Annotated in this window: 15 protein-coding genes and 1 pseudogene; 10 read left to right on the forward strand and 6 right to left on the reverse strand. The window is 64.0% G+C overall.

Translation table 11 applies throughout. The features are described from left to right. Positions 1 to 29 precede the first annotated feature (29 nt). Positions 30 to 1,232, reverse strand: coding sequence for an IS110 family RNA-guided transposase (locus tag BLV31_RS23985; RefSeq protein WP_064061412.1), 1,203 nt, complete (start codon positions 1,230 to 1,232; stop codon positions 30 to 32). Positions 1,233 to 1,564: 332 nt separating this feature from the next. Here BLV31_RS23985 and BLV31_RS23990 point away from each other — a divergent pair, with 332 nt between their 5' ends. Genes BLV31_RS23990 through BLV31_RS24020 form a run of 7 tightly spaced genes read left to right on the forward strand, consistent with a single transcriptional unit; the run spans position 1,565 to position 10,316 of the window. Continuing rightward, on the forward strand, positions 1,565 to 1,882 hold the full coding sequence (locus BLV31_RS23990; protein ID WP_225623901.1) for a hypothetical protein: 318 nt from the start codon (positions 1,565 to 1,567) through the stop codon (positions 1,880 to 1,882). A gap of 33 nt (positions 1,883 to 1,915) precedes the next feature. Beyond that, complete coding sequence (locus BLV31_RS23995; protein ID WP_064061413.1) at positions 1,916 to 2,668, forward strand: DUF8175 domain-containg protein; 753 nt, start codon at positions 1,916 to 1,918, stop codon at positions 2,666 to 2,668. Between the two features lie 2 nt (positions 2,669 to 2,670). Further along, on the forward strand, positions 2,671 to 4,800 hold the full coding sequence (locus BLV31_RS24000; protein WP_064061414.1) for a hypothetical protein: 2,130 nt from the start codon (positions 2,671 to 2,673) through the stop codon (positions 4,798 to 4,800). Next, on the forward strand, positions 4,800 to 6,392 hold the full coding sequence (locus BLV31_RS24005; protein WP_064061415.1) for a hypothetical protein: 1,593 nt from the start codon (positions 4,800 to 4,802) through the stop codon (positions 6,390 to 6,392). The genes BLV31_RS24000 and BLV31_RS24005 overlap by 1 nt, the downstream gene beginning before the upstream one ends. Further along, on the forward strand, positions 6,392 to 7,891 hold the full coding sequence (locus BLV31_RS24010; protein ID WP_248846281.1) for a putative type IV secretion/conjugal transfer ATPase: 1,500 nt from the start codon (positions 6,392 to 6,394) through the stop codon (positions 7,889 to 7,891). The genes BLV31_RS24005 and BLV31_RS24010 overlap by 1 nt, the downstream gene beginning before the upstream one ends. Further along, on the forward strand, positions 7,888 to 9,699 hold the full coding sequence (locus BLV31_RS24015) for a type IV secretory system conjugative DNA transfer family protein (RefSeq protein WP_064061417.1): 1,812 nt from the start codon (positions 7,888 to 7,890) through the stop codon (positions 9,697 to 9,699). The genes BLV31_RS24010 and BLV31_RS24015 overlap by 4 nt, the downstream gene beginning before the upstream one ends. Further along, entirely contained in the window at positions 9,696 to 10,316 is a 621-nt protein-coding gene (locus BLV31_RS24020) for a hypothetical protein (RefSeq protein WP_064061418.1), read from the forward strand. Before BLV31_RS24015 ends, BLV31_RS24020 begins: the two co-directional genes overlap by 4 nt. Positions 10,317 to 10,337: 21 nt before the next feature. On the opposite strand, the gene BLV31_RS24025 is transcribed toward BLV31_RS24020, so the two are convergent. From BLV31_RS24025 to mobF, 3 genes are all read right to left on the reverse strand, one after another. Next, complete coding sequence (locus BLV31_RS24025; RefSeq protein WP_064062013.1) at positions 10,338 to 11,969, reverse strand: IS1634 family transposase; 1,632 nt, start codon at positions 11,967 to 11,969, stop codon at positions 10,338 to 10,340. Between the two features lie 381 nt (positions 11,970 to 12,350). Continuing rightward, positions 12,351 to 13,664, reverse strand: a complete 1,314-nt coding sequence (locus BLV31_RS24855) for a PIN-like domain-containing protein (protein WP_139193021.1) — start codon at positions 13,662 to 13,664, stop codon at positions 12,351 to 12,353. Positions 13,665 to 13,681: 17 nt separating this feature from the next. Next, a complete protein-coding gene (mobF, locus tag BLV31_RS24035; RefSeq protein ID WP_064061818.1) occupies positions 13,682 to 18,109 on the reverse strand; it encodes a MobF family relaxase in 4,428 nt (1,475 codons plus the stop codon). Between the two features lie 267 nt (positions 18,110 to 18,376). Here mobF and BLV31_RS24040 point away from each other — a divergent pair, with 267 nt between their 5' ends. The 3 genes from BLV31_RS24040 to BLV31_RS25170 all read left to right on the forward strand — a co-directional run bounded on the left by BLV31_RS24040 (position 18,377) and on the right by BLV31_RS25170 (position 19,613). Beyond that, positions 18,377 to 18,793, forward strand: a complete 417-nt coding sequence (locus BLV31_RS24040) for a hypothetical protein (protein WP_248846310.1) — start codon at positions 18,377 to 18,379, stop codon at positions 18,791 to 18,793. 226 nt (positions 18,794 to 19,019) lie between these two features. Next, on the forward strand, positions 19,020 to 19,328 hold the full coding sequence (locus BLV31_RS24045) for a hypothetical protein (protein WP_248846309.1): 309 nt from the start codon (positions 19,020 to 19,022) through the stop codon (positions 19,326 to 19,328). A 120-nt stretch (positions 19,329 to 19,448) separates the two neighbouring features. Next, positions 19,449 to 19,613 carry a hypothetical protein gene (locus tag BLV31_RS25170; protein WP_155621909.1) on the forward strand — a complete coding sequence of 55 codons (165 nt, stop codon included), beginning with the start codon at positions 19,449 to 19,451 and terminating at the stop codon, positions 19,611 to 19,613. Between the two features lie 230 nt (positions 19,614 to 19,843). Here the strand turns inward: BLV31_RS25170 and BLV31_RS24055 are convergent, their stop codons facing one another. Then, a complete protein-coding gene (locus tag BLV31_RS24055) occupies positions 19,844 to 20,848 on the reverse strand; it encodes a DUF4192 domain-containing protein (protein WP_064061815.1) in 1,005 nt (334 codons plus the stop codon). 1,075 nt (positions 20,849 to 21,923) lie between these two features. Continuing rightward, positions 21,924 to 22,037, reverse strand: a pseudogene (locus BLV31_RS24060) (integrase); the annotation flags it as partial. Positions 22,038 to 22,082 lie beyond the last annotated feature (45 nt).

A 22,082-nucleotide genomic window follows, 5' to 3' on the forward strand; every position in this document is an offset into this window, starting at 1 on the left:
TCTGTGTGAAAGGACTCTCAATGATCCTGTCAAGCCGCCCCCGCGGTGACCGGCACGGTCGGTTGCCAGGTGCGGTGGTCGCGGAGCAGAGCGTAGAGAACGTCCACGCGCCGCCGAGCCAGGCAGATCGTGGCCTGGACGGGACGCTTACCTTCGGCACGTTTGCGCTGATAGTAGGCGCGGGATCGAGGATCGCAACGGACCGCGGTCAACGCCGACATGTACATCACCCGGCGCAGGCGCCTGCTGTAGCGCTGAGGGGTGTGCAGACGCCCGGTGCGTTTACCCGAATCCCTGGGTCGCGGCGCCAACCCGGTCCAGGCAGCGAGCTGATCGGCCGATCCGATCAGGGCGGGGTCACCGACTGCGGCAAGGAATTCGGCGCCGAGCCGGAATCCCATACCCGGCAAGCTCAGGATCACTTCGGCCAGAGGGTGACGGCGAAATCGGGCCTCGATCTCCGCGTCCACGGCCCTGATACGTGCGTCGAGATCGATCACCGCCTGCGCCAATTCGGCGACCAGTTCGGCAGCGACATCTTCCCCCGGCAACCGCACGGTCTGCGCCTTCGCAGCGGTGACCGCGGCCCGGGCGATCGATTCGGCGTGGCGCACCCCGGCCCCGGTGAGCATCGTGGCCAGTCGGGCCGCACCGACACGGCGGATCGCTTTCGGTCGCTGGTAGCGGGCCAGCAGCACCACCCAGCCCCGGTCCGAGGAGATCTGCGCGAGGCGTTCGAGGCCGGGGCAGATCGCGACGAGTTGCTGACGCAGCCGGTTGATGGTCCGGGTACGGTCGGCGACCAGATCGGTGCGGTGGCCGGTGAGCATCTGCAGCTCACGGATCAACTCGTCGTCGGGACGCAGAACGGGCAGGTCCGACCGCATCCGGGACTGATCGGCGATCACCCGGGCGTCGCGGGCGTCGGTCTTGGCTTCGCCGCCGCGGTAGACCGACGATGCCTGCCACACCGAACGTCCGGACAGGTAGCGCACCGGTTTCCCGGCGTCGGCCAGCACAGTCAGCAACAAGGTGACGTAGGCGGTGGTCAGATCCACCGTCCACGACACCGTCTCGGCGAGTGCGTCGATCTCGGTGATCACCGCACGGATCGTTGCTTCGTCGTTGTCGCATCGCCGCGAGAGCACCACCGTCCCGGAGGTGTCGAGTACGCATATCCAGTGGTGTTCTTTGCCGACGTCGACTCCTGCCCACAGTTGCGAACCGGTCATCGGATTTCCTCGTTTTCGCTTGTGTTCCGGCCTGGCCCCGATGGACGCCTCCGCCGGCATTTCCTTAAACAAGCGATCATGCGCAGATCTCAATCAGCGGTCCGAGGTGTCCAGACAGGTCGGGTGGCCAGTCCTTTCAAGCCCCACTCGAGAGTGGGCAAACCTTATGCAGCCTCGCCCGGCCCGCCCGGGTTACAGCTCAACGTAACTCTCACGAAGTAACTGCACCTACGAACTTAAGGACCCCTGTGATGTCTCGCAATACCTCGATGCGGTCGCTACCTCGTAGCGTGGCCCGTGCTGCGTCCCTGCTGTCGGCCACGATCGGCACGGTGTTGCTCACCGCCGGTACCGCCTCGGCTCAGACCGACAATCCACTCGACGGAATCTCCCCTGATCTGGGGGTGTTCGGTCCTACGTTCCAGAGCACCTGGTCGCGGATTGCGGGCGGTATCTGGGGTGCGGTCCTGGCGGTATCCGCAGTCAACCTGATCATTTCGCTCTACAAGATCCGTAAGGCTCGCGCCGGGGGCTACCAGAGCGAATTGAGCGATTCGATGGATTCGGCCAAGACCGCTGGCGTGGCGTTCGGTTGCGTGGCCGGAGCCGGGATCATCGTCGGCGCCATCTTGTTCGTCGTCAACGGCTAATAGCCGATCTACCAGCACTGTTAGGAGAATCAGATGGCACCCGATTTCAGCTCGATCAAGCCGGGCTCCCAGCAATCGCCCCCGGCAACAGCAGTACCGACGCCGACATCCTCGGCGAAGACGGCAGAGACCAAAGGATGGAAGGCGGCGTTCGGCAGACTGCCCTCATGGTTCAAGTACGGCCTGGTGATCCTGCTCGTGGTGACGATCCTCGGGATCATTCTCGCGGGGTTGAGCGGCGGTAGCTCGGAGTCCGACACGGTGCGGACCGGGCACGGCCCCAACTCGATCACCAACGGTGTTCCGCATGGCTACGACCACACCGAGGCCGGAGCACAGACCGCGGCCGCCAACTTCGTGCAGGCAGTGAGCCAGATCGCCCTCGGCCGGGTGACCGCCGCCGACCTGAAAAACAACCTTGTCGGGGACGGCGCCAGCGATGCTTTGATTGCCATTGTCGAGGACAACGTCTCGCACTCCGAAGACACCGTGATGAACAACATCCCGGTCCTGGTCAACGTCACGGACTACTCGGATGACCGTGCGGTGGTGTCGGTGTGGGCAGTCTCGGCGAGCCAGAGCGATCTGAGCGGCACGGGCAAGATCAGCGTCCTCACGGTTTGGTCCACGACCACGGTGACCTTGGAGTGGGAGAACGGGGATTGGAAGGCCGTCGATTGGGCGTTCCGGTCCGGACCCGAGCCTGAAGAGGTCTCGTTCCCCGAAGGGGACTCCACTCTCGCCGAATTCGGCGCGAACGGCCTCTACACCTTCTTCGTGGAGTAATCATGCGACCCCTTGTCCGTACTTTTCTTGCGGTGCTGCTGGCAGTGCTCGCGTTGGCCTCGAGTGCGATTCCCGCGTGGGCGCAGCAGCTCAGTGGCGCTGCCGAAGGGTGGCCTGCCGGGATGCCAGACGAGCTCAAGGAGTTCTTTCCCGGTCACCCGGAGTTCGAGGCGGCCGGGTGGTCGACCGATCCGGCGTGCGCGGACAAGGGTGGCGACTTCGGGCAGTACCTCGCGCAGTACCTCCGCTTCGACCAGCAAATTCTCTACTGGGCGTCCCCGGTGACGCAGCGCATCGCGCAGTACGCCGAGCTGATGGGCGTCTCGGAGGATGAAGCGAAGCAAGCGGTGCTCGACGGCAAGGCTCCGACCACCTGGCCGGCATCCTTCCCCGGTGGCGACCCGGAGTTCTCGCCCTCGGCCAAGGTGTGCGCTGCGGATCTGGCGAAGTGGTCCGAGCCGGGCGGGAACCACTGGGGATTTACCTGGGCGGCAGCACCCGACGCCGGTTCGATCGCAGTGATGAAGCAACAGAAATGGGTCGACAACCTGCCGGACGACATCTTTGAGAATCCGTGCAGCGACCACGAGATGCTGTGCAACAGGGCCTATTTCCTCGACTGTGACAAGACTTCAGGGCCGGATGAACTCGTACAGTGCCGCGCCTGGAACACGCGGGTGGGGGCGATGTTCGGCGGCATCTGGAACTGGAAAGAGCAGAACAAGGACTTCGCTGACCGGTTCCTCGATCTCGCCAGAGTCGGTGGTGTGGTCCTCAAGGCCGCCACGCCGCTTCAGATCCAGCTCGGCGTCGGCCTCGGTATGGCGGCCGTCGACAAGGCCAGTGATGTGGTCGCGTTCATCGCTGATCCGGGCAGCGTGATCGACGACTGGGCCAACAGCACCAAGGAAAGCGCGGTATCGCTGACCACCTCGGTCCTTGAGGGCTTGGCGAACATCCACGAGTTCAACCCGCGGGATGAAGGTTTCCTGCGGTGGTACGCGGTCAGTTGCGGAATCGGGGTGTTCGTCATGTCGATCACCGCACTGTTCACGATCTACCGAACCTCCGCACAGAAATCGACACGAATGGAACTGGCGCACAGCCTGATTGGATACGCCCCGTTGGGTGTGCTGTCGATGATGTTCGCCCCGGCCGCCGCCGAAATGCTGGTCCAGCTCTCGCACGCGCTGACCACCTCCCTGTCTGGACTGCTCAAGCAGGACTTGGAGCAGGCGGTGGTGTCCGTATCGGCAATGCTCGGAGGCATCACGAACGACACCGTCGTCGGCGGCTCTCTGACCGGCATCGTGTTCTTCGGGTTGTTGTTTCTCGGGTCGCTGGCGTTGTTCTTCGGCATGTTGATGCACGCCGCTGCCTTGCCGATCCTCGCTGGCCTGACAGGTGTCGCGTTCGGATTGTGGGTGCATCCGAACCTGCGGAAGAAGGCGATGCGCCCGATCTTCGTGTTCATCTCGATCGTGTTTTCCAAGCCGGTGATCTTCCTCGGTCTGGGGTTCTTGGCCACGGTGCTGATCGACAGCAGCGCGGGGGCTTACGTCGACGGTGACCTCGCATCGCTTGGCGCCTTGGCGATGTCGGCGGTGTGCATCGGACTGGTCGGACTCGCTCCGTGGTCGCTGCTCAAGTACGCCCCGTTCATGCCGTCCAGTGAAGATTCGGAAGGCTTCGGCGATACCGGATCGGCGACCGGACAAGGGCTGGGCGGCACTTTGCAGACCGCGCAGATGGCAATGATGGCCCGCGGCGGTGGTGGCGGGGGTGAGGTCGCTGCGGCCCGTTCCGCAGGGGCGGCTCACTCCCATCCTGTCGGCGGCGGGGCGTTGGTGGGGGGAGGGGCCTCCACCTCGAACGGGTCGACGTCCCATAGTTCCGCCGGGTCGACCTCCCACCAGCACTCGGGTGTTACCGCAGGTCATAGCGGTGGGTGGCACGGTGGGGCGAGCACTCGCAAGCTCATGGGGGCAGCCAAGGGCATCTCCGGCACGGTCGCCTCGGCCGGGGTGGGAGCGGCTGTCGTGGCCGGGACCGTGGGCGGCGCAGCGCTGAACAAGGCGGCCCAGGCGGCACAGAACGCTCCTGAACGAGCCGACAACATGGGAGATCAGTGATGAGTGACAGTGAGCAGCGCACCTCGATCCTCGGCTCGGAAATCGCTCGCCGAGGACTGATCCCCGTTCCCGAACCGGTGCTGTTCGCCTATGCAGCGGCGCTGATGGTCTCGATGTTCCTGTTCGTCTTCTTCGGATCGACGATCTGGACACTGGCCGGTGTCCTTGCGGTGGTGGGCGGCACGCTGTGGGCGACGACCGACATCAACGGTCGCCGGTCTTGGGCGGGGGAGAAACTGCACCGGATCCGGGATCGGCGGCGGCGAAAGCACGGTGAACACGTCTATCGGGCACCCGGTGATGAGTTGTACGGGGTGCTCGGAGCCGATCCGGGCTGGGAGTTCCCGGTGCCGCTCGGAGATGTCGCTCCGCTGGATCTGACCGATACAGGTCTCGATGACATGTTCATCCTCGAGCACCGGACGCCTGGTGACAACAACTACTACTCGGTGGTGCTGTCGATTCAAGGGCTCGCCGAAGGACTCCGCGGCGCGGAGGAATGGGCAGTGACCTCGCAGGCGTTCTCGCGCACGCTGGCCTCGTTCGCGCGCCGATCCTCGCTGCTTCGAGGGCTGGAGATGGTGCACCGCTCGGTGCCGGCCGATCTGACTCCGCACGTGGCGTGGATGGAATCGGTGGTGCGTGCGAATCCTCATGCACACCGGGTGATGCCTGCGGTCGAGTCCTACGGCCAGCTCATCGACGGTCTGGCCCCGGAGTCGGAAGAGCATCGTTGCTACGCCACGCTGATCTTCCCGAAGTCGGTCGAGTTGCTGTCGGCGGCCGGAGCGGTCGCCAAGCGTAAGGGCGTAGAGACGAAGGCCGGTATCGGCCAGGTCATCGTCGAGGAGACCATGCGGGCGGTCGGCGCGCTGACCTCGGCCCGGCTCGGACAGGTGCAGGTGCTCGGCCAACAACGTGCCTGTGCGGTGTTCCGCTCGATGCTCGATCCGTCCTATGCGCTCGATGCCCATCGTGGCGCGAACTGGGGCAACTGCTGGCCGTCGTATGTCGGCGGAGACCTGTCGACACGGGTGTCCGACCGATGGGATACCCGAGTCGGGTTGATCCGGCCCGGTTCGATCGAACCGATCCCGCTGCACGCTGAATGGCTCTCGCCGCTGTTGACCGGCGTCGACCCGGACCCCGGCGATCCTGTTGAGGGGATTCCGGCCCAGCCAACAATCCGCACGGTGAAGGTGCGGATGGATTTCGTCGATGCGGTCAAAGCGCGCCAGGTGGCACGCAAGGACGCGACCGAGGATGCAGCACGCCAGTACAAGGAGCGAAAGAAGGGCCAGGTCACCGACGGTGCATCGGAGGTCATGGCGTCGGCATCACTGCGTCGCCGCGAAGACCTCAAGCCGGGCTCGGGACACCACGGGGTGATCTGGTCGATGGCAGTGTCGGTCACCGCACCGGATGAGGATGCGGTGATGCGAGCGTGTGCGCGGCTCGAGCAGGCCGCCGACCAAGCCGCCATCAAAGAGTTCACCTGGTTCGACGACAGCCACGATGTCGCGCAATTCCTCACTCTGCCGCTCGGCCGCGGACTCGCGGCCACCAAGTACACCCGGGCCAAGGGGGTCTGATGCCGTCACTACGCAGCCGCAAAAAGGACGCTGCGCCTGCGCCGACCGCTCCGGAGATAGATCAGGCGGACACGCCGACGGTTCCTCGTCGACATCCGCCGAAGCGCAACAAATGGCTCGACCGGTGGGGATGGTACGAGCCGCGCCCGGAAGGGGTGTGGTCGACGACCCGCCAGGCCGAAGCGCTGAATCTGGCGACCACCCGCAAGAACGTACGGCACGAAGGTCTCGTGTCCGGGCGGAACCTGATGTCGAATGCGCTGGTCATCACCGATCCGTTCGCGTTGTACGGAAGTGAGATCGAGAACATCAACGTCGCGGTGGTCGGTGACATCGGCAAGGCGAAGTCCTCACTGATCAAGACCACCCTGGGATTGCGGCAGATCGCGGCCGGCCGCCAGGTCGTGGTGATCGACAAGAAGCGCCAAGGTGATCGCGGTGGTGAGTACACCGAGCTCGCCAAGTCGCTGGGGGTGCCGTCGATCAGGTTCAAGACCGGCGGTGACGGTGCGCGGTTGAACATCATGGACCCGGCGATTTCGTCGTCGGTGACCACTTCTGGTGGCATCGTGCCGGCCGGTCAAGAAGTGCTGATTGCCGCGGTACTCGAGGACACCATGCAGCGGACGTTGGTGCAGACGGAGATCGCGGCGCTGAACCTGGCGCTGAGACTGGTCAACGAACGTGCCCGCAGCGAGGGCACCGAACCGATCCTGCGTGATGTCGCCGATCTGCTGCTGTCGACGCCGGAGGAAGCGACGGTCACCTTCGGTGAGGTGTGGGAGAAGGAAGCGTGCCGGTGGGGTCGTGATCCGGGCCTGGCGCTGCGGCAGCTCTGCGAAGGGGATCTGCGAGGGTTGGTCGATCAGCCGACCTCGGTCGATGTCCGTCATGCGCTCAACCATCCGCTCGTGCACTTCGACGTGTCCGAACTGCCCAACAAGGGACCGGCGCTGCGGGTGGTGATGACGGTCATCAATACGTGGCTGTCGAATGTTCTCGCCGCTCGCGCATCCGAGCATAAGCAGACCATTCTCATCGTCGAGGAAGGCTGGCACATCGCGGAAGGCTCGACCGGGAGGGTTTTCCGCGACAACATGAAGCTCTCTCGCGGCCTGGGCCTGTCCACGGTCTCAGCGTTCCATCACATCGCCGATCTACCTGCGGATTCTCCGGCTCGAGCGTTGATGCAGGAAGCCGGGATCGTGTTCCTGTACGGACAGGATCGGGTGGACGATGCCGAGCAGACGGTTCGCATGTACCACCTGCCCGAATACTGCGTCGATCTGCTGATGTCGATGCACAAGGGACAGTGTCTCGTGGTGATGGGCAAGTCCGATCCGGTGCTGATGAAGCACGAGCGGTCCCCGCTCGAGATCACCCTCACCGACACCGATGAGGTCATTCGAGGTGAGGCGAGCACGCTGGTCGGGCAGACCCGGCTCCCGGACACTCTCGATGCCGAGGAATTGGCCGAGCTGGTGGGGGCGGTGCAGTGAACGAGCGGGGTCAGCAGCGGCCGACACAGCCGGTGATTCCGGTCGGTACCGGCCTGGTGGTCGTGGTGATCGGCGGGGTCCTGTGGACGGTGTACGCCGGGGGCGCGGTTGCCGGCCTGGTGACCGGGGCGGGTCCGGTGTTCCCGGAAGGGCTGCACGGCACGTTGTCGGTGTTGCGGGCGTTGGTGCTCACGCCGGGTGACCCGACGGTGGGTTGGTCCGAGGACTCGCGGCCGGGCTCGGCGGTCGCGGTGTGGGTGTGCCTGATCGCAGCGATGCTGGTCTATATCGCCGTCGTCCTCGTGATCGACGGGAAGGTTTCGGCACGTCAGCGCGCTAAGCGCACGCGCCAGGAAGGGTTCGCGGACCGGACGGAGCTGCGTCAGCGCGGCCTCGATCGCAAGAGCGCAGTGAAAGCCGCGAAGACGAACCGGGCGAGCCTGGGTGATACTCCGGCCCGCAAGATCGACGCGCACCAGGTGGCGACCCGGATCGGCACGCTCTACGGCGAGCACGGCAAAGATGCCGAGGTGTTCGTCCAGTACCGGGACGGCACGCTGGTCGAGGGTCCGACCGGATCGGGCAAGAGCTGGCGGTTGGCCTGGCAGCGGATCGTCGAATCGGTCGGGTTCGTGCTGGCCACGACCACCAAACCTGATCTGCTGTGGTCGACGGTAGGGCAACGGTTGGTCTCCGGCCCGGTCGAGGTGTTCGACCCCGAGGGCATCACGCGGTGGCCGACGCCGATGCGATGGTCCCTGCTGGCCGGCTGCGATGACCCGGATACGGCGATCCGGCGTGCCGATGCGCTGGTTCAGGCTGTTCCCCTCGGCGATACCAAGAACAGTGGGTACTTCTCGACGAACGCAGCGAAGTACCTGCGGTGCTGTCTGTATGCGGCGGCGGTGTCCGGTGGGGATGTGACCACCTTCTATCGCTGGGCAATGCAGCGGCAGGTGCCGAAGGTCAAGGAGATTCTGGACCGGGACCTGCCGACGTGGAGCGTGGAGTATTCGCAGCTCGGCGGCTCGGGATCGGATTCGGTCGACGATGTGATGTCGACGGTCTCGACGCTGCTCGATCCCCTCGCCTCACCGAAGCTGATGGCGGCAGTCAACGTCACCGCCGACGAGTCGGTGAACCTCGCGCAGCTCATCCGCGACGGCGGGACGCTGTATCTGATCTCCGAAGGCTCCTACGGCTCGAGCGCACCGATCGTCACGGCGTTGGCGGCGGAGGCGTATTACCTGGCCAAAGAGATTTCGCGGGAGTACCCAGAGGAGCGAATCGACCCTCCGGTGCGGTTCATTCTCGATGAGGTCAACAATGTCGCGCCCATCCCGGATCTGCCCGACAAGGTATCCGACAGCGCCGGGCGAGGAATCTCGATCTGGGCGTTCTGCCACGGTCAGGAGCAGAACATCCGGCGATGGGGTCCGAGCGCGGGGAAGATGTTCACGACGAACTCGCCAGTGCGGATCATCCTGCCCGGCCTCGGTGATGTGAACGAGCTCGAGCAGATCTCCCGATTGACCGGCGAGCGCGAACAGTGGTGGTCTCCGACCCAGGCTCCTCGGCAGACGAAGGTGATGACCGCCCCGGAGATTCGCGGAATGCCCGCTGACCAGGCATTGATGATCTACCGGGGTGCGGCTCCGGCGCGGATCCATCTCCCGCTGGTGTGGGACATTCCGCACTGGAAAAAGCGGGTGCTCGACTCTCAAGAGGTCTACAACTGGGTCTGCGAGACGGGGGAGCTGCCCGATTGGGCCTGGTCCCGCACGGGCGGGGAAGTGGTGCTCGGATGAGCGGGTACACGCCCGGCCGGCTGTCGTGGCGGCATCTCGACCAGGAACAAGCCCAACAGTTGTGGGACGAGTTGATCGACTGGGTGGAGTGGTTTCGCAGCTGCTACCGGCTCACCGATCGAATCAAGGGCTGCTGGTATCGGCACCCGAAGATGGTCGAGGAACTGACGGCGGCGATGTCGGCGCACAAGGTCGCCTACGAACAACTCGGCGACGGTCAGGTGCATTCGTGGTCGCCGGGAAGCTGGCACTACCAGGTCTATCAACCGCTTCTGCAACGGCTGGCGGCCAACTCCGACGAGTTCGGCGACTGTATCGACGGGCGCTGCGAACCGCCGACCGTGCAGGTCACGCTGCTCGAGGGGGCGCGGGAATGGATCGCGGCCGACATCGCGGCGCGACCGACCCCTATCGCAGCAGGGGTCGCTGTGACCGTGTCACTCCCGGACTCGAGCAACGGGGCGGGGCCGGCGGTGATCGACGCTGCGCGGATGGTCGATCTGGTCGACTCGGGCGATGCCGAACCTGTCGATCCTGACGACGAGTTCGGGCCGGTCTCGTATGACGGTCACGTTTGGGAGTGGTCCGACGATACAGAGGGGTACGCGCGGACTTAGACCTGAGTTAGGACATTTGGCTTAGTGTCCCGATTCGAACCCGAGACGGGTGAGAATCTCCAGCTCGGGGGGTGGGATCTGCGGCGGAAAGTCCTGGACGGCACCGTTGATGGCGATGGTGGAGGTCCGCAGCGGCCGCAGTTGCTTGACCAGCCTCGCGATCGCCACCCCGGTCTGGTCTTGGGCGCAACGAGCGACGGCCAGGGCGGCGAACACGATGGTCAGGTGCGCCTCGATGGCGTCGCGGGTGCGGTGGAACATCGGCCGTGCCCGCAGATCGGTCTTCGACATGCGGAACGACTGCTCGACATGCCACAGGTCGTGGTACTTGCCGATCACCTCGCCCGGTTCCATGAGCGTGAGCGGGATGTTGGTGACATAGCCCTTGAGTCCGACGAGGGACCGGGCTCGTGCCAGCGCGACATCATCGACCTGCTGACCTGCGGTGGTGGTCTTGACGAAGCGGGTGGCCTTGGCCTTCCGGGTGCCGTCGACCACCGACCGGGCCCGCGCTTCCTGCGCATTCAATGTTTGGTTGTCGCGGACAGCACGTTTGCGGGTGTACTGCCAGATCGCCCGCCACGAGGTGGTGTCCCGGGTCGGGTTCCAGATCGGTTCGGCTCGTCTCTTCACGGTGTTGACCGTGCTGCGGGCGTGCCGGGGCGTGACGGTGTCGATGATCTGACCATCGGTGAATACATCACCGTTCCAATGGAAATGGGACGTCAGATCACCCGGTGCTTTCGTCACCCGGGAGCCGACGATGAACTTCAGGCCCGCGTCGTCCAGGGCGGTCAGGTTCGATGCGGAGAGCATGCCGGCATCGGCGGCGATGACCATCTCCACACCCTCGAGGCCGTGGCGGGCCTGGAACTGACGCACCATCGGGACCAGGGTGTGGGTTTCGGCCTTGTTGCCCTCGAAACACCCGATCTCCAGCGGGAAGCCGGTGCGGTCGACGAGCAGCCCGACCACGATCTGCGGATCGACCCGGCGCTCCTTGGAGTATCCGACCTTGCGCAGGTCGTCTTCCTTCTCGGCCTCGAAGTACAAGGTGGTCACGTCGAACAGCAGCAACCCCAATCCGCCGGTGGTGGCCGCGTATTCGAAGCAGCGGCGGGCGATCCGGTCGCGGTAGTCACCGGTGATGACCTGCGCCAGGTGGCGTTGAATCGTTTTGTAGGACACCGGATTCGAACCGAGGTCATCGAGGACGCGCAGGGCATCGATCTTCGAGGTCGGTTCGACGATCCGGGCGATCACCAGATCCTGGAACACTGCATCGTCGATGATGTCGAGGCCGAGCCGGTCGTAGACGAAGGTGAGCACGTCATAGAGCAACCGGGCGCTGGTGCGCACGGTTCGTCCCGCGCCGGCGAGTTCGCCGCCGTTGCTCGTGGTCGGACCGGGTAGTTGACCGGTTCGCCAGTCGGCAACATCGGCGATCTGCTCGACGGGCGTCGGCACATCCAGATCGAGCATGCCTTGATCGCCGTGCAGGAACTGGCGGGCTCGTTCGAGCAGAATGCCCAGCTCGACGTCGGTGTGCGCGGACCCGACGTGGGCGAGGATCTCGTGTCCACCGCGGTGTTTGCGCACGACCTGCACCGCTACCGCCCCGGATGCGGTGCGCACTTTCCGCACGAATGCCACCGCCCGAACCTACCTGCTTAGTGTCCCGATCCGCCTCGGCAACGCCGTGAATGCGCAGGTGGAAGCCTCGGCAAAGGGTCTACCCGTCAGTAATGTCCTAACTCAGGACTCGGGCGATGCCGAACCTGTCGATCCTGACGACGAGTTCGGGCCGGTCTCGTATGACGGTCACGTTTGGGAGTGGTCCGACGATACAGAGGGGTACGCGCGGACTTAGAGACTACCGAGGAGCACCAGGCCGGACTCACCACCCGCCTGTCCTCGGTGTGGTGGCCGGGCGTCGGAAGTGCCCGCCCAGGCGCCGTAGCCGGTCACCACAACGAGACACGGTCTCGGCCTAGCATTCACGTATGCAGGTCGAGACCGTGTCTTGTTGAATTTCTACTGCTCGGGGTCCACTTCATCGTCCTCGCTGAGAACCTCCATGGACGATAGATCAGACTCTGTGTCCGCAGCGTTCTGTGCATCATGCACAGCCTTCGCTACTTCCGGATTCTCCAAAGCAGACTGCGAACGCCTGAGAGCCTCCAGGAAACCCGAGGAGAACTTCACGTCCTGAGACTTCCTGAGCTCCTCCAGGAAACCCGAGGAGAACTTCACGTCCTGAGACTTCCTGAGCTCCTCCAGGAAACCCGAGGAGAGTTCCACGTCCTGAGACTTCCTGAGCTCCTCCAGGAAACCCGACAGCACCCCAGAAACGTACGTGGCCACTTTTTGTTCATTATCATTCATCTCACTGACAGCCTCTGGAGTAACATGCTGCTTGAGATACTTACTCGCCCCACTCAAAAGGTCGCTAATAGAGAGCAACAGGAGTTCCGCTCCCGCCTCGTCCCGCATCTCACAGATCAGTTCTTCCCGGGGGCGCAACAGTTTGCCTCCCCCTCCAAGAACCCACCAATCCCGTTTAAAATCGTTTGTAACGAGGATTACAAGCTTCTCATCGCAATCCTCAATTTTAGCCATATAATCAAGGATTTGGCGCCATACTAAATAGTCGCCGGCTTGCCGAACATCCTCCCCTTTACCCCGATCTTCGTGCCCCGGAGGGATCTCGTTCGGGTACCTGAAGTTAATTGCATGCTCGACGTGTTTCTGCAGTTCGAAGGAGGAGTACGGCTCTCCAATTCTCCCCTCAAGTAGCTCATCCAACTCCCTAAGGATGCTGTCACCACCTGGATCCGCCGATATCGGATCGACCTCCCCTGAAATTTCTTCGATCTCTTTCAGAAATTCCTTTCGGAATACCTTTATGGATTCTCCAATAGACTTTTCATCTATTCCGTACTTCTGCGGGTCCCACTCCCGTGCCGTCCGATGCTTCTCGCGAAATTTAGCAAATTTCTTACTTGCCTCTCTGAATTCATTTATTGCACTCTCCTCAGATTTTAGAAGAGTATCTTTTATCGTTCTTACATTTTTAGCACTGTCCCGAGTAGCATCTTCGCGGTTTCTAGCGTATTCAAGCGCCGTCTGATGAGGAATCCAAATTCTTTCCTTGACCACCGAAAGAACATCAAGTACCTCTCTTCGGGTGGACGAAGAGATTCGATAGAGTTCGAGCAACACGTTCGCGTCGAGTGCAATCACTGCGTTCTTGAAGAACTGCGCCTCATCGGGCGACGAGGAACTAAGCCACGGAGCAAACTGATCACTGAGTCGCTGGGGTACTGGTCTGGAAACCTCTTCTGCCACAGCGGAAGAGTACCTGGTCAAATACGCCGATAGCGTTGCTCAGTACGCGGAGCCTCGTACGGGCGTCTGGAGTGTTCCGGAACTGGGCACGGCGCCTGATCATGATGCTGTTGTCGCAGAAGTAGTTGGGCGCGTTGACTTTCGACATTCTTCCAGTCGAGTTCGGCACGGCGATCCTTCGGCCGGACTCCGGCCAGGGTCTCCAGGTCAGCAACCTGATGAGTGCTGCGGTAGGCGGCCGCGTCGGCGATGATAGTCCGCCACAAAGCAGCGTGCTCCGGATCATCGGGGCAGGTGCCGAGAGTGTCGTGTGCCCAGGTCGGGGCGGTGTCGTCGGTGAGCTGGTCGCGGTAGTCGCGGTGGAGCTCGGCGATGGCCTTGTAGTCCTCGCGGATCGTGGCGGCGAGTTCGGGGTCGATGGTGTCGGCGTCGGATACGGGCGCGACGACCCATTCGGGTGTGTCTGGGTTAGTGAGGTCTCTGCCGTCGGCGGCGATGCGGTCGAGTTCGGCGAGCAGCACGGTCGCTGGGGCGGTGGCTCCGGCCCGCTCCGCCAGATCGGCCACGACCTCCTCAATGCTCGCTCCGCTGAGGCGGTGGAGATGTTCGATGCGTCCGGCGATGGCCTGGGCTCGTTCGTCGTCGGTCTGCAACGCGAGCGTAGGTAGGTGCTCGGCGATGGTCTCTTCGTGCTCGGTGAGCCATGCGGTGTTGCGGCGGGCGATCAACTCGGTCAGGGGCTTGGCCATGTCGGAGCGCAGCGCGGCCGCGGTGGTCTCGACGCCGTTTTCGGCCAGGCGTTCGTGGTGCCAGGTGAGCAGGTTGATCGGGTCGACGCCGGCTTGGGCGGCGCGGTGGAGCTGGCGGGCGAGCAGTCGTGCGGAGGATTCTCCGGCGATGCGGGCACCGAGTTCTTCTCCGAGTGCAGCGGTGGCAAGGGTGCGAACTCTCTGTGTTTCGAGCAGTGCGGAGGTGTCGCGGTAGCGGCGGATGACCTCGCCGATGCCGGTGTCTGCGGCCGCGGCGCGGTCGGTGGTCTCGGTGTAGCGGCGGGCGCATTCGACCGCGAAGTCGTACAATTCCGCGTCGGTGTGTAGCGGGTCGCGGATCGGTAGCGGCGGCAATGTCGAGTGTTCGGTGAACTGGCCGACGATGGCGCGGGTGCGATGGGCGAGGACCGCTCCGATGTCTTTCGCTCCGGCGAGGGGGCCTTCGGCGAGGGCGTGTCCGAGGAGTGTGCGGGTGCTGTAGCCGTGGTCATGGGCATCGGCGAGGACCTGGCGAAGCTGTGCCCATCCTTCGGTGCCTTCGATTGTGGCGGCAATCTGTTCGGGCAGGGTGCGGCGCATCTCGGTCTCGAGTGCGTCGTCGCGGAGGCGGCGTTGGGCGGCCAGATATGCCTCGCGCAGCCGCTCCGGGTCGGTGGCGTGGGCGGCTTGTTCGGCGAGTTCTTCGGTGGCGGTGCGGTGGCCGTTGTCGGTGGCGACGACGGTTTCGAGGATCATCCGGCCGGTGGAGACGTTCTTGTCTTCGAGGTGCGGACGCTCGGTGTCGAGGTTGATCGGCACGTCGACCGGGACGTAGATCCGGTTGTCGGTGCGGGCGCGGGTGACGGCCACATACAGCCCGGAGCGGTCCATCTCGGGGGTGATGATGGCGTGGGCGGTGTCGACGGTGACGCCCTGGGCGCGGTGCACGGTGGAGGCGTAGCCGAGTTGCACGTGGGTGCTGATGTAGTCGGCCGGCAGGGTGATGACGCCGCCGTGTTCGAGGTGCCGGACGGTCAGTGCGCCGCGTTCGGAGACGACATCGAGCACTTCCCACAGGTCGCCGTTTCGCACGAACGCTCCGGCTTTCTTTCCGCCTGAGGGGTTCAGATCGCGGCGGTTGCTGCGGGTGAGCACGATGTCGCCGCGGCCTGCGGTGAGTTCGTCGGCGAGGGCGACGGTGGTGGATTCGTCGCTGGTTCCGTCGTGGCGGCGTACGGCCTGGACTTGGATGTTCGCTGCCGTGACGTCCTCGCGGGTGGGCAGCATGACGATGGATTCTTTGCCGTCGGCGAGGTCGTGGAGGTAGTTCTCGACGGCCTGGCCGATCACTTCTTTGCGCGTTCCTTCGCGCACGAGATCGCGTTCGTAGATCAGGTCCAGGCCGGTGGAGTCACCGGATCGCAGCAGCATCGAGTTTTCGGCTTGGGCGGTGTCGTTGCCGAATCGGACCACGGTGTCGAGTTCGGGAGCGTCGGTGTTCTGCGCCAGATAGCGCAGCATTCCGCCGGTCTCCACAGCGTCGAGCTGGGCCGGGTCACCGAGCAGGCGGACGACTGCGCCATGTTCCTTGGCGATCTCGACGACGGCGGCGAGGTCGAGGGTGGAGGCAAGGGAGGCTTCGTCGACGAGCAGCATCGTGCCCGGTGCGATGTCGATGCCGGCCGGAAGTGTGCCGGGGCGACTGCCGATGAGACCGCGCCAGGGGTAGGTCAGGGAGGCCAGGGTCAGGCCGGTGACGCCGACTTCGTCGCCGAGTGTTTCGGCGGCGACTGCGGAGGGTGCGAGGGCTATGACGCGACGGCCTTCGTTCTGCCATGCCTGCACGACGGCCTTCATGCTGGTGGTCTTGCCGGTTCCTGCGGGTCCGACACCGACGGCCAGCAGTGCCCCGGATTGCAGGAAGTGCTCGGTCAAGGTGCGCTGGCCGGCGTTGAGGTTGCGTCCGGTTTCGGCGCGCATCGTCTCGTACACCTCGTGGATCGAGGCGGTGCGAGCGGTGAAGACGGTGGGTTCGCTGGTGGCCGATACCAGCATCGTTTCGGCGTCGAGGATGCGCTGGGAGCTGTGTTTGTGGCTGCCGTGGTGGGACAGAACGAAGTCGCCGTTACGTCGGCGCAGACGCCTCGGGATCGTGGGCAGCTCGACTCGTGGGGTGGTTATCGACAACTCCACGACCCGGTTGGTGAGTCGATCGACTGCCGTCCGGTAGGTGTCGAGGTCGGGGAACGTCTCACCGCCGAGGTGGGCCTGGACTGCGGAGACGATGTGTGGCAGTTGCCAGCGCGAGCGCTTGGACTCAAGCTTGGTGATCACGGCTCGGGCGTCGTCGTCGAGGCTGCGGCGCTGTGGCCTCGGGGCGTGATCGGCGGCGAAGGCGTCGCGGACGAGCTGGTCGACGGCCTCGTTGCCGCCGAGGATTTCGGCGGCCTTCTCGCGCCATTCTGCGCGCATCTCGGCGAGTGATTTCGCGTCGGCCTTGCCTTCGCGGGTGTCGAGGGTTGCTTGTTGATAGAGCTGATACATCGTCTTGGCGTCAGGCATCCGCTGGTACTTGGTGCGGTACTCGGCCACGAGTTCGTCGCGGCGGGCCTCGATTGCGCTGCGGCGGGAGCTGAACATCTCGAGCATGTCGCGGGGAATGGCGGCCAGTTCGACCACGGGTTGCTTGCCCTGCTCGATCTCGCGGTGGGTCAGCTCGAGGCCGAGTTCGGTGCTCAGGCGCTGCATCACTTCGGCGTTGAATCGCTGCGAGGCGGCGACGGCGAAGCGGAACATGGTCGATCCGTCGACGGCTCGCCACTTGCCGTCTTCGGCGGCCTGGGTCTTGATCGACACGACGGCATGGGTGTGCAGATTGGGGTCCCCGCAGCGGGAATCGAAATGCTTGTAGAGGGTCGCGACGAAACCGTTGGTGTCGATCTGTTCCTCGCCGTTGCGGCCAACGCGAGTGAAGCAGGCGTTCTCTTCGAGCCACCGGAGGGTGTCTTTCACCGTGGCATCGACGATGCGCTCGATCTCGATGCGCGTCTCGTTCGGTGCCAGTGCCCACAGGCTCGACACACTCTTGGGTGGTGTGAAAACCAGGTCGTGGCCGGCCACCGGGTGGCGGACTTTGCCCTTCTCGTGGGCGATCCAGTTCCGCAATTCGGCCTCGTTCGCGACCGGCCGGCCATGCTTGTCCTGGAACATTCCTCCGGCGATACGGTCGAGGATAGCAGCAGATTCGTCCGGGCTCGGGGCGTGTCCGTGGGTGTCGGTGTACTCGGCGATTTCGGCCGCGTGTCGGTCGAACAGTTCGACGTTGTTCTTGAAGGTCGGGAACTTCCGTCCGAGTCGAGCGAGCCGGATCGCGTCCTCGGAGGGGACGTCCCGGTCGATGAGTTCTGCGATCAGGGCGTCGGCATTCGGGTGGAGTCCTTCGCCGAACAGGGCCTTCATCTGCACCTCGGTGACGACATCTCCGACGGAGATCCGGTCGGCGTTCTCGACGTGGATGTCATCCAGAAGCTCGTTCAAACCGTCGACTCCTGAGCCGAACCATTCGCCGGGCGGTGTGCCGTGCGCGGTGTAGTAATCGGTCAGTTCTGCTCCACGTTCGCGCTCGCGGTCGGCTGTGGCGACCTGACGCGTCAGGTACTCATAGCCGTCCGCTGCGTGCAGGACGTGGAGGGTCATCACGGGCTCGATCTTAGCGATACGAACGTGCAGGTTGGGAGCGGGATTCCCGAATGTCAGTAAAACTGCAAGAGGTGTGTCCCTTTCCTTCTGTTGCTGGTGCCCGGATACGGTGCGATGTAGATCGGTGTGGCCGGCGGTCGCAGACCGCTCCGGCGAAGCGACGAGGTTGGTCGGGCTGCTGGTTTAGACTCGGCGTGAGTTGTTGTAGACGGGAAGGGTGTCGCAGTGAGTGGTTCGGGGGATGCGGTGCACAACGAGACCAAGGTGATCTCGGCACGCAGTCAGGCGCGGTCGAAGCTGTCGGAACGGCGCGCTGAATTGCTCAAGCGGATAAGCGACAACCAACGCGACCTCGAGCGCGCGTTGGCGTCGCTGGAGAAGGTGGACAAGGCCGCTGTTCGTCGTGATGCAGCGATCGCCAAGGCGAACGAGGAGTTCGAAAAGAAGAAGGCTGCGGCCGAACTCGCGGCGGGCAGGTCGCTGGCGCAGGTTGCTGGACGTGGCGAGACCGCGACCTCGATCTCCGAACTCGTCGATCTGGACGTGGCGATGGTGCGCCGGTTGGTGAAGCTGGCCGAAGAGAACAACGACTCGACGCCTCCCGCACAAGGATCGAGCGAGGGCGGCAGTGAGGCGAACGAACCGATGCCCGAGGTGCCTGTAGCTGCTTCCGGCTCCTGATCGGGCAGCAAGCAGCGGCGCGAGGTCAGAGACGGAGCCACTGTGCGGTGGGCGCCAGAAGACGAGATCGAACGGGACTCGCTTCTTCCAACGCGTGGTGTACGGACCGGACTTAGATTCCTGTCACCTCTGGGTCGGTGCACTCGGTGACGACGGCTACGGACGATTCTGGATAGCTCGAGACGGTCATCAGATCGTGGTCCGACCGCACCGTTACGCGCTCGCTGTGGAGCTGGAACGTGGCCTCGAGGACAACGAAGTGGCGATGCACCGGCGTTGTGACAACCCGCTGTGCGTCAACACGGGCGATGGTGATGCCTTCGCTGCCCATGTGGTGCTCGCGTCGGCCGCTGAGAACATGGCGGACATGGGGCGTAAGGGTCGCGGCGGGGGCCGGCGGTTGTGGTTCGGCGCCGACCGTGCTGAACGTGCTCGACGCTCACGAGCGGTGCGCGAGGCGGTCTTGCGATATGGCTGGGATCAGCACGCGATCGAGACAGCCCTGTACGACGGGGCGCAAGGAACGCTGTGGTAGTTGGCAGGCGATCGTCTTCTGATGTGTCGAGGCGGTTGGTTCGGCCACGGTGGATATTCGATGATGAGAGTTGACCGTTGCACGCGAGTCGGGGCGGTTTCGGAGACGTTAGGGGTTCTTATGCAGCGAAGTGAAGCGGAAGCGGCCTTGCTCGGTGCCGTGCTCGAGGTGATGCCGATTTCGGACCTGGCCCTCGATGCGGCGGTCGCTGGCATACCGGTGTTGGACGTACCCCGTACTCGCAGCATCGACATCTGCTTCTCGGATAAGCCGGACATTCTCTGACGGCTCGCCTGAATCGCACCGTGACGATGCACGGTTGTTGCACTGCGGTTGGGTGTTGTCCCGGCGCCGTGGCGCGGATCCGTGCGCGAGCTGCGGGAGAAGTCGGGCGAAGGGGCTCGATGCCCTGAGCTCGGCCCTGCGCGCTGCGGAAGGTGCGGGCGGGTTCGTTGGTGAGTTGGAGATAGGGCGAGGCCCCGCACCGGTCGGTGCGGGGCCTCGTGGTGTGTTTGTCAGTCCTTGGGGGTGAATCCGAATTCGGGGAGGACGTTTCGACCGGCCTTGAGGACTTCTTGCACTCCCTTGGCGTGCAGGCCGTGGTCGACGACTTGGCGGATGAGAAGCGCGAGCTTGGGGATCTGGGTCTCGTGGGCTACTCCGTTCTCGATGGCGTCGAGGGCGACGGCGGCGCGGACTCCGTAGCCGTGTGCGTAGGCGACGGCGGCGAGGACGGACAGGATCGTAAAGCGGGCGTAGCCGGAGGTCTTGCGGGCGGCGTCGGTCAGGATGGCGACGGCGGCGACGTTGCGGGAGAAGTACAGGGCCACGTCGCGGGCGCGGGGGTTGTCGGTGAGGGTGATCGCGACGGCGACGGCTTCGGGATAGGTCAGCTCGCGGGGTGCTTCGATCGCGTCGCGCAGCGTCTCGAGGTTCGCGGCGTCGGTGATTTCGGGAGCCTGGGCGCGGGCCTGGCGCGCGTCCCACTGGCGCTCGAACAACACTCCGAGGTCTTCGGCGGGTGCGAGTTCGGCGGCGAGCGCGTCGCGGCTGGGGGCAATGGGTGCGCGGCCGTCGATGACTCCGAGGACAGCAACGGTGCTCGCGAGGATGTCGCCGAGTTCGCCGGATTCGGCGCTGGGGAAGTTGAAGAAGGTCTCACCGGCGATGTACTCGGGCAGGACGGCGGCGATGGGCACGGCCAGACCGAGCGTGTAGGCGTGGCGGGTGGCGGCGAGAAGGGTTTCCTCTGCGGTGTCGCCGTTGGGGTGGATGCTGACGAGTGCGGCGATGGTGGCGTTGAAGTCGGCGGACTCGGCGGCGGCCATGAGCTTGTCGAGAGCGACAACGGCGGTGGCGTTGTCGTGGTCGAGGCGGGCGAAGGGGCCGGTCGTTCCCTGGGGATCGAACAGGGCGATGACGAGGGATTCGTTCGGGACCATGCCGAGGAAGGCGGGGATGCCTTCGATGAACTGGGCGGTGTTGAGGCGGGTAACGGGGCCGTTCTCGTTGTTGTTCATGCCTCTAGTTTACATCTGTTTTGATGATTTTCCGATGTTTTTCTGGTGTTTGTTCGGTGCTTTTCTGGTGATGCTGGTCACACGTTTATAGGCTATGACCTGCGGTTTTGCGGGTGTAGCGGGGGTTCGGTGGTGGAGCGGGTACCTCGGTCGGTCGGTGCAGCCCTGGTGAACCGGGCGCGGTGACTGCCGAGCAAGGGCGGGTTTTCCCTTGCTCGGTGGTCGGCGGGTCCGGTAGGGCCGTGCGGGGTGACCGGGCGCGGTACCCGCGGAGCAGCGGGAACCTTGGGAGGGAGGGACAGGGGTCCGGGGGCGGAGCCCCCCGGGGATCGGTAGAGCCGACACACCGCAGACGAGCCGGGCACACTCCTAGCCAGCGCGAGGCGGCACCGTCCGCCGGCCGCGGGAGCATACGTTTACCGGCCCCGAGACCAACGAGGCAAAGATCCGCCTGCCACACCAGCCCTCGAACACACTGCTCGTCGACACCCGACACGACCCCAAAAGGGGTCCGGGGGCGGATCGCCCCTGGTCAACACCGAGAACGCGACTCGGCGCACCGAACCGGACAGGGCAGGAATCGTGCCAAAGGCTTCTCGCAATCTTCTCCAGCGTGACCGCCGCCCCGGAGACGTTGCATCACTACATGACAGCGGCGGATTTGACGAGAACCTTTGAACTTCGCGATCCTGTTCCGGGGACGGCAGACCGATGCAATCTAATTGCTACTCCCATTTGGCCCAATGAGCTGGACGGGTTAAACCTGGCGGGAAGATGGTTTTATCGTCATAACTGTGCCCTCCGGTTGGAAGGGTTCTCGCGCCCGACAAGTCGCATCCACTGAAGTCTGCCGTCGAATTCTTAAACCTCATTCCATTGAGTAACACATTCTTGGCGGTAAATTTAGCACCCCTGAACAGAATGAAAGAATTATCCCGGAAGTGACTTGCGATGTGGGCAAAGTTTCCAATGAACTTTGCCCCACTGAACTCTACATTCACACAGTTGGTGAACTTTGCTGCACCAAATATTACGCCGCCGCCAGAAAATGTCGCGTTGGGGAACTCGACCATGTCGCCGGGGTGAGGTACTTGCGGATGGTTTTGCGGTCGAGTCCCAGGGCTGTCGAGATCTGCACCTGGGAGCGGCCGGCATGCCAATGCCGGAACAACTCCATCAGATCGGTCATCGTCCACGTTCTCCTGAGTTAGGACATTACTGACGGGTAGACCCT

The sequence above is a fragment of the Rhodococcus pyridinivorans genome (assembly GCF_900105195.1).
GTDB lineage: Bacteria > Actinomycetota > Actinomycetes > Mycobacteriales > Mycobacteriaceae > Rhodococcus > Rhodococcus pyridinivorans.

Excerpts from the sequence above, each read along its gene's own strand:
- BLV31_RS24055 (WP_064061815.1), bottom strand. The coding sequence starts at position 20,848 with ATGAACAACAACGAGAACGGCCCCGTTACCCGCCTCAACACCGCCCAG.
- BLV31_RS24000 (WP_064061414.1), top strand. The coding sequence starts at position 2,671 with ATGCGACCCCTTGTCCGTACTTTTCTTGCGGTGCTGCTGGCAGTGCTC.
- BLV31_RS24020 (WP_064061418.1), top strand. The coding sequence starts at position 9,696 with ATGAGCGGGTACACGCCCGGCCGGCTGTCGTGGCGGCATCTCGACCAG.
- BLV31_RS23995 (WP_064061413.1), top strand. The coding sequence starts at position 1,916 with ATGGCACCCGATTTCAGCTCGATCAAGCCGGGCTCCCAGCAATCGCCC.
- BLV31_RS23985 (WP_064061412.1), bottom strand. The coding sequence starts at position 1,232 with ATGACCGGTTCGCAACTGTGGGCAGGAGTCGACGTCGGCAAAGAACAC.
- BLV31_RS24010 (WP_248846281.1), top strand. The coding sequence starts at position 6,392 with ATGCCGTCACTACGCAGCCGCAAAAAGGACGCTGCGCCTGCGCCGACC.
- BLV31_RS25170 (WP_155621909.1), top strand. The coding sequence starts at position 19,449 with ATGCAGCGAAGTGAAGCGGAAGCGGCCTTGCTCGGTGCCGTGCTCGAG.
- BLV31_RS24005 (WP_064061415.1), top strand. The coding sequence starts at position 4,800 with ATGAGTGACAGTGAGCAGCGCACCTCGATCCTCGGCTCGGAAATCGCT.
- mobF (WP_064061818.1), bottom strand. The coding sequence starts at position 18,109 with ATGACCCTCCACGTCCTGCACGCAGCGGACGGCTATGAGTACCTGACG.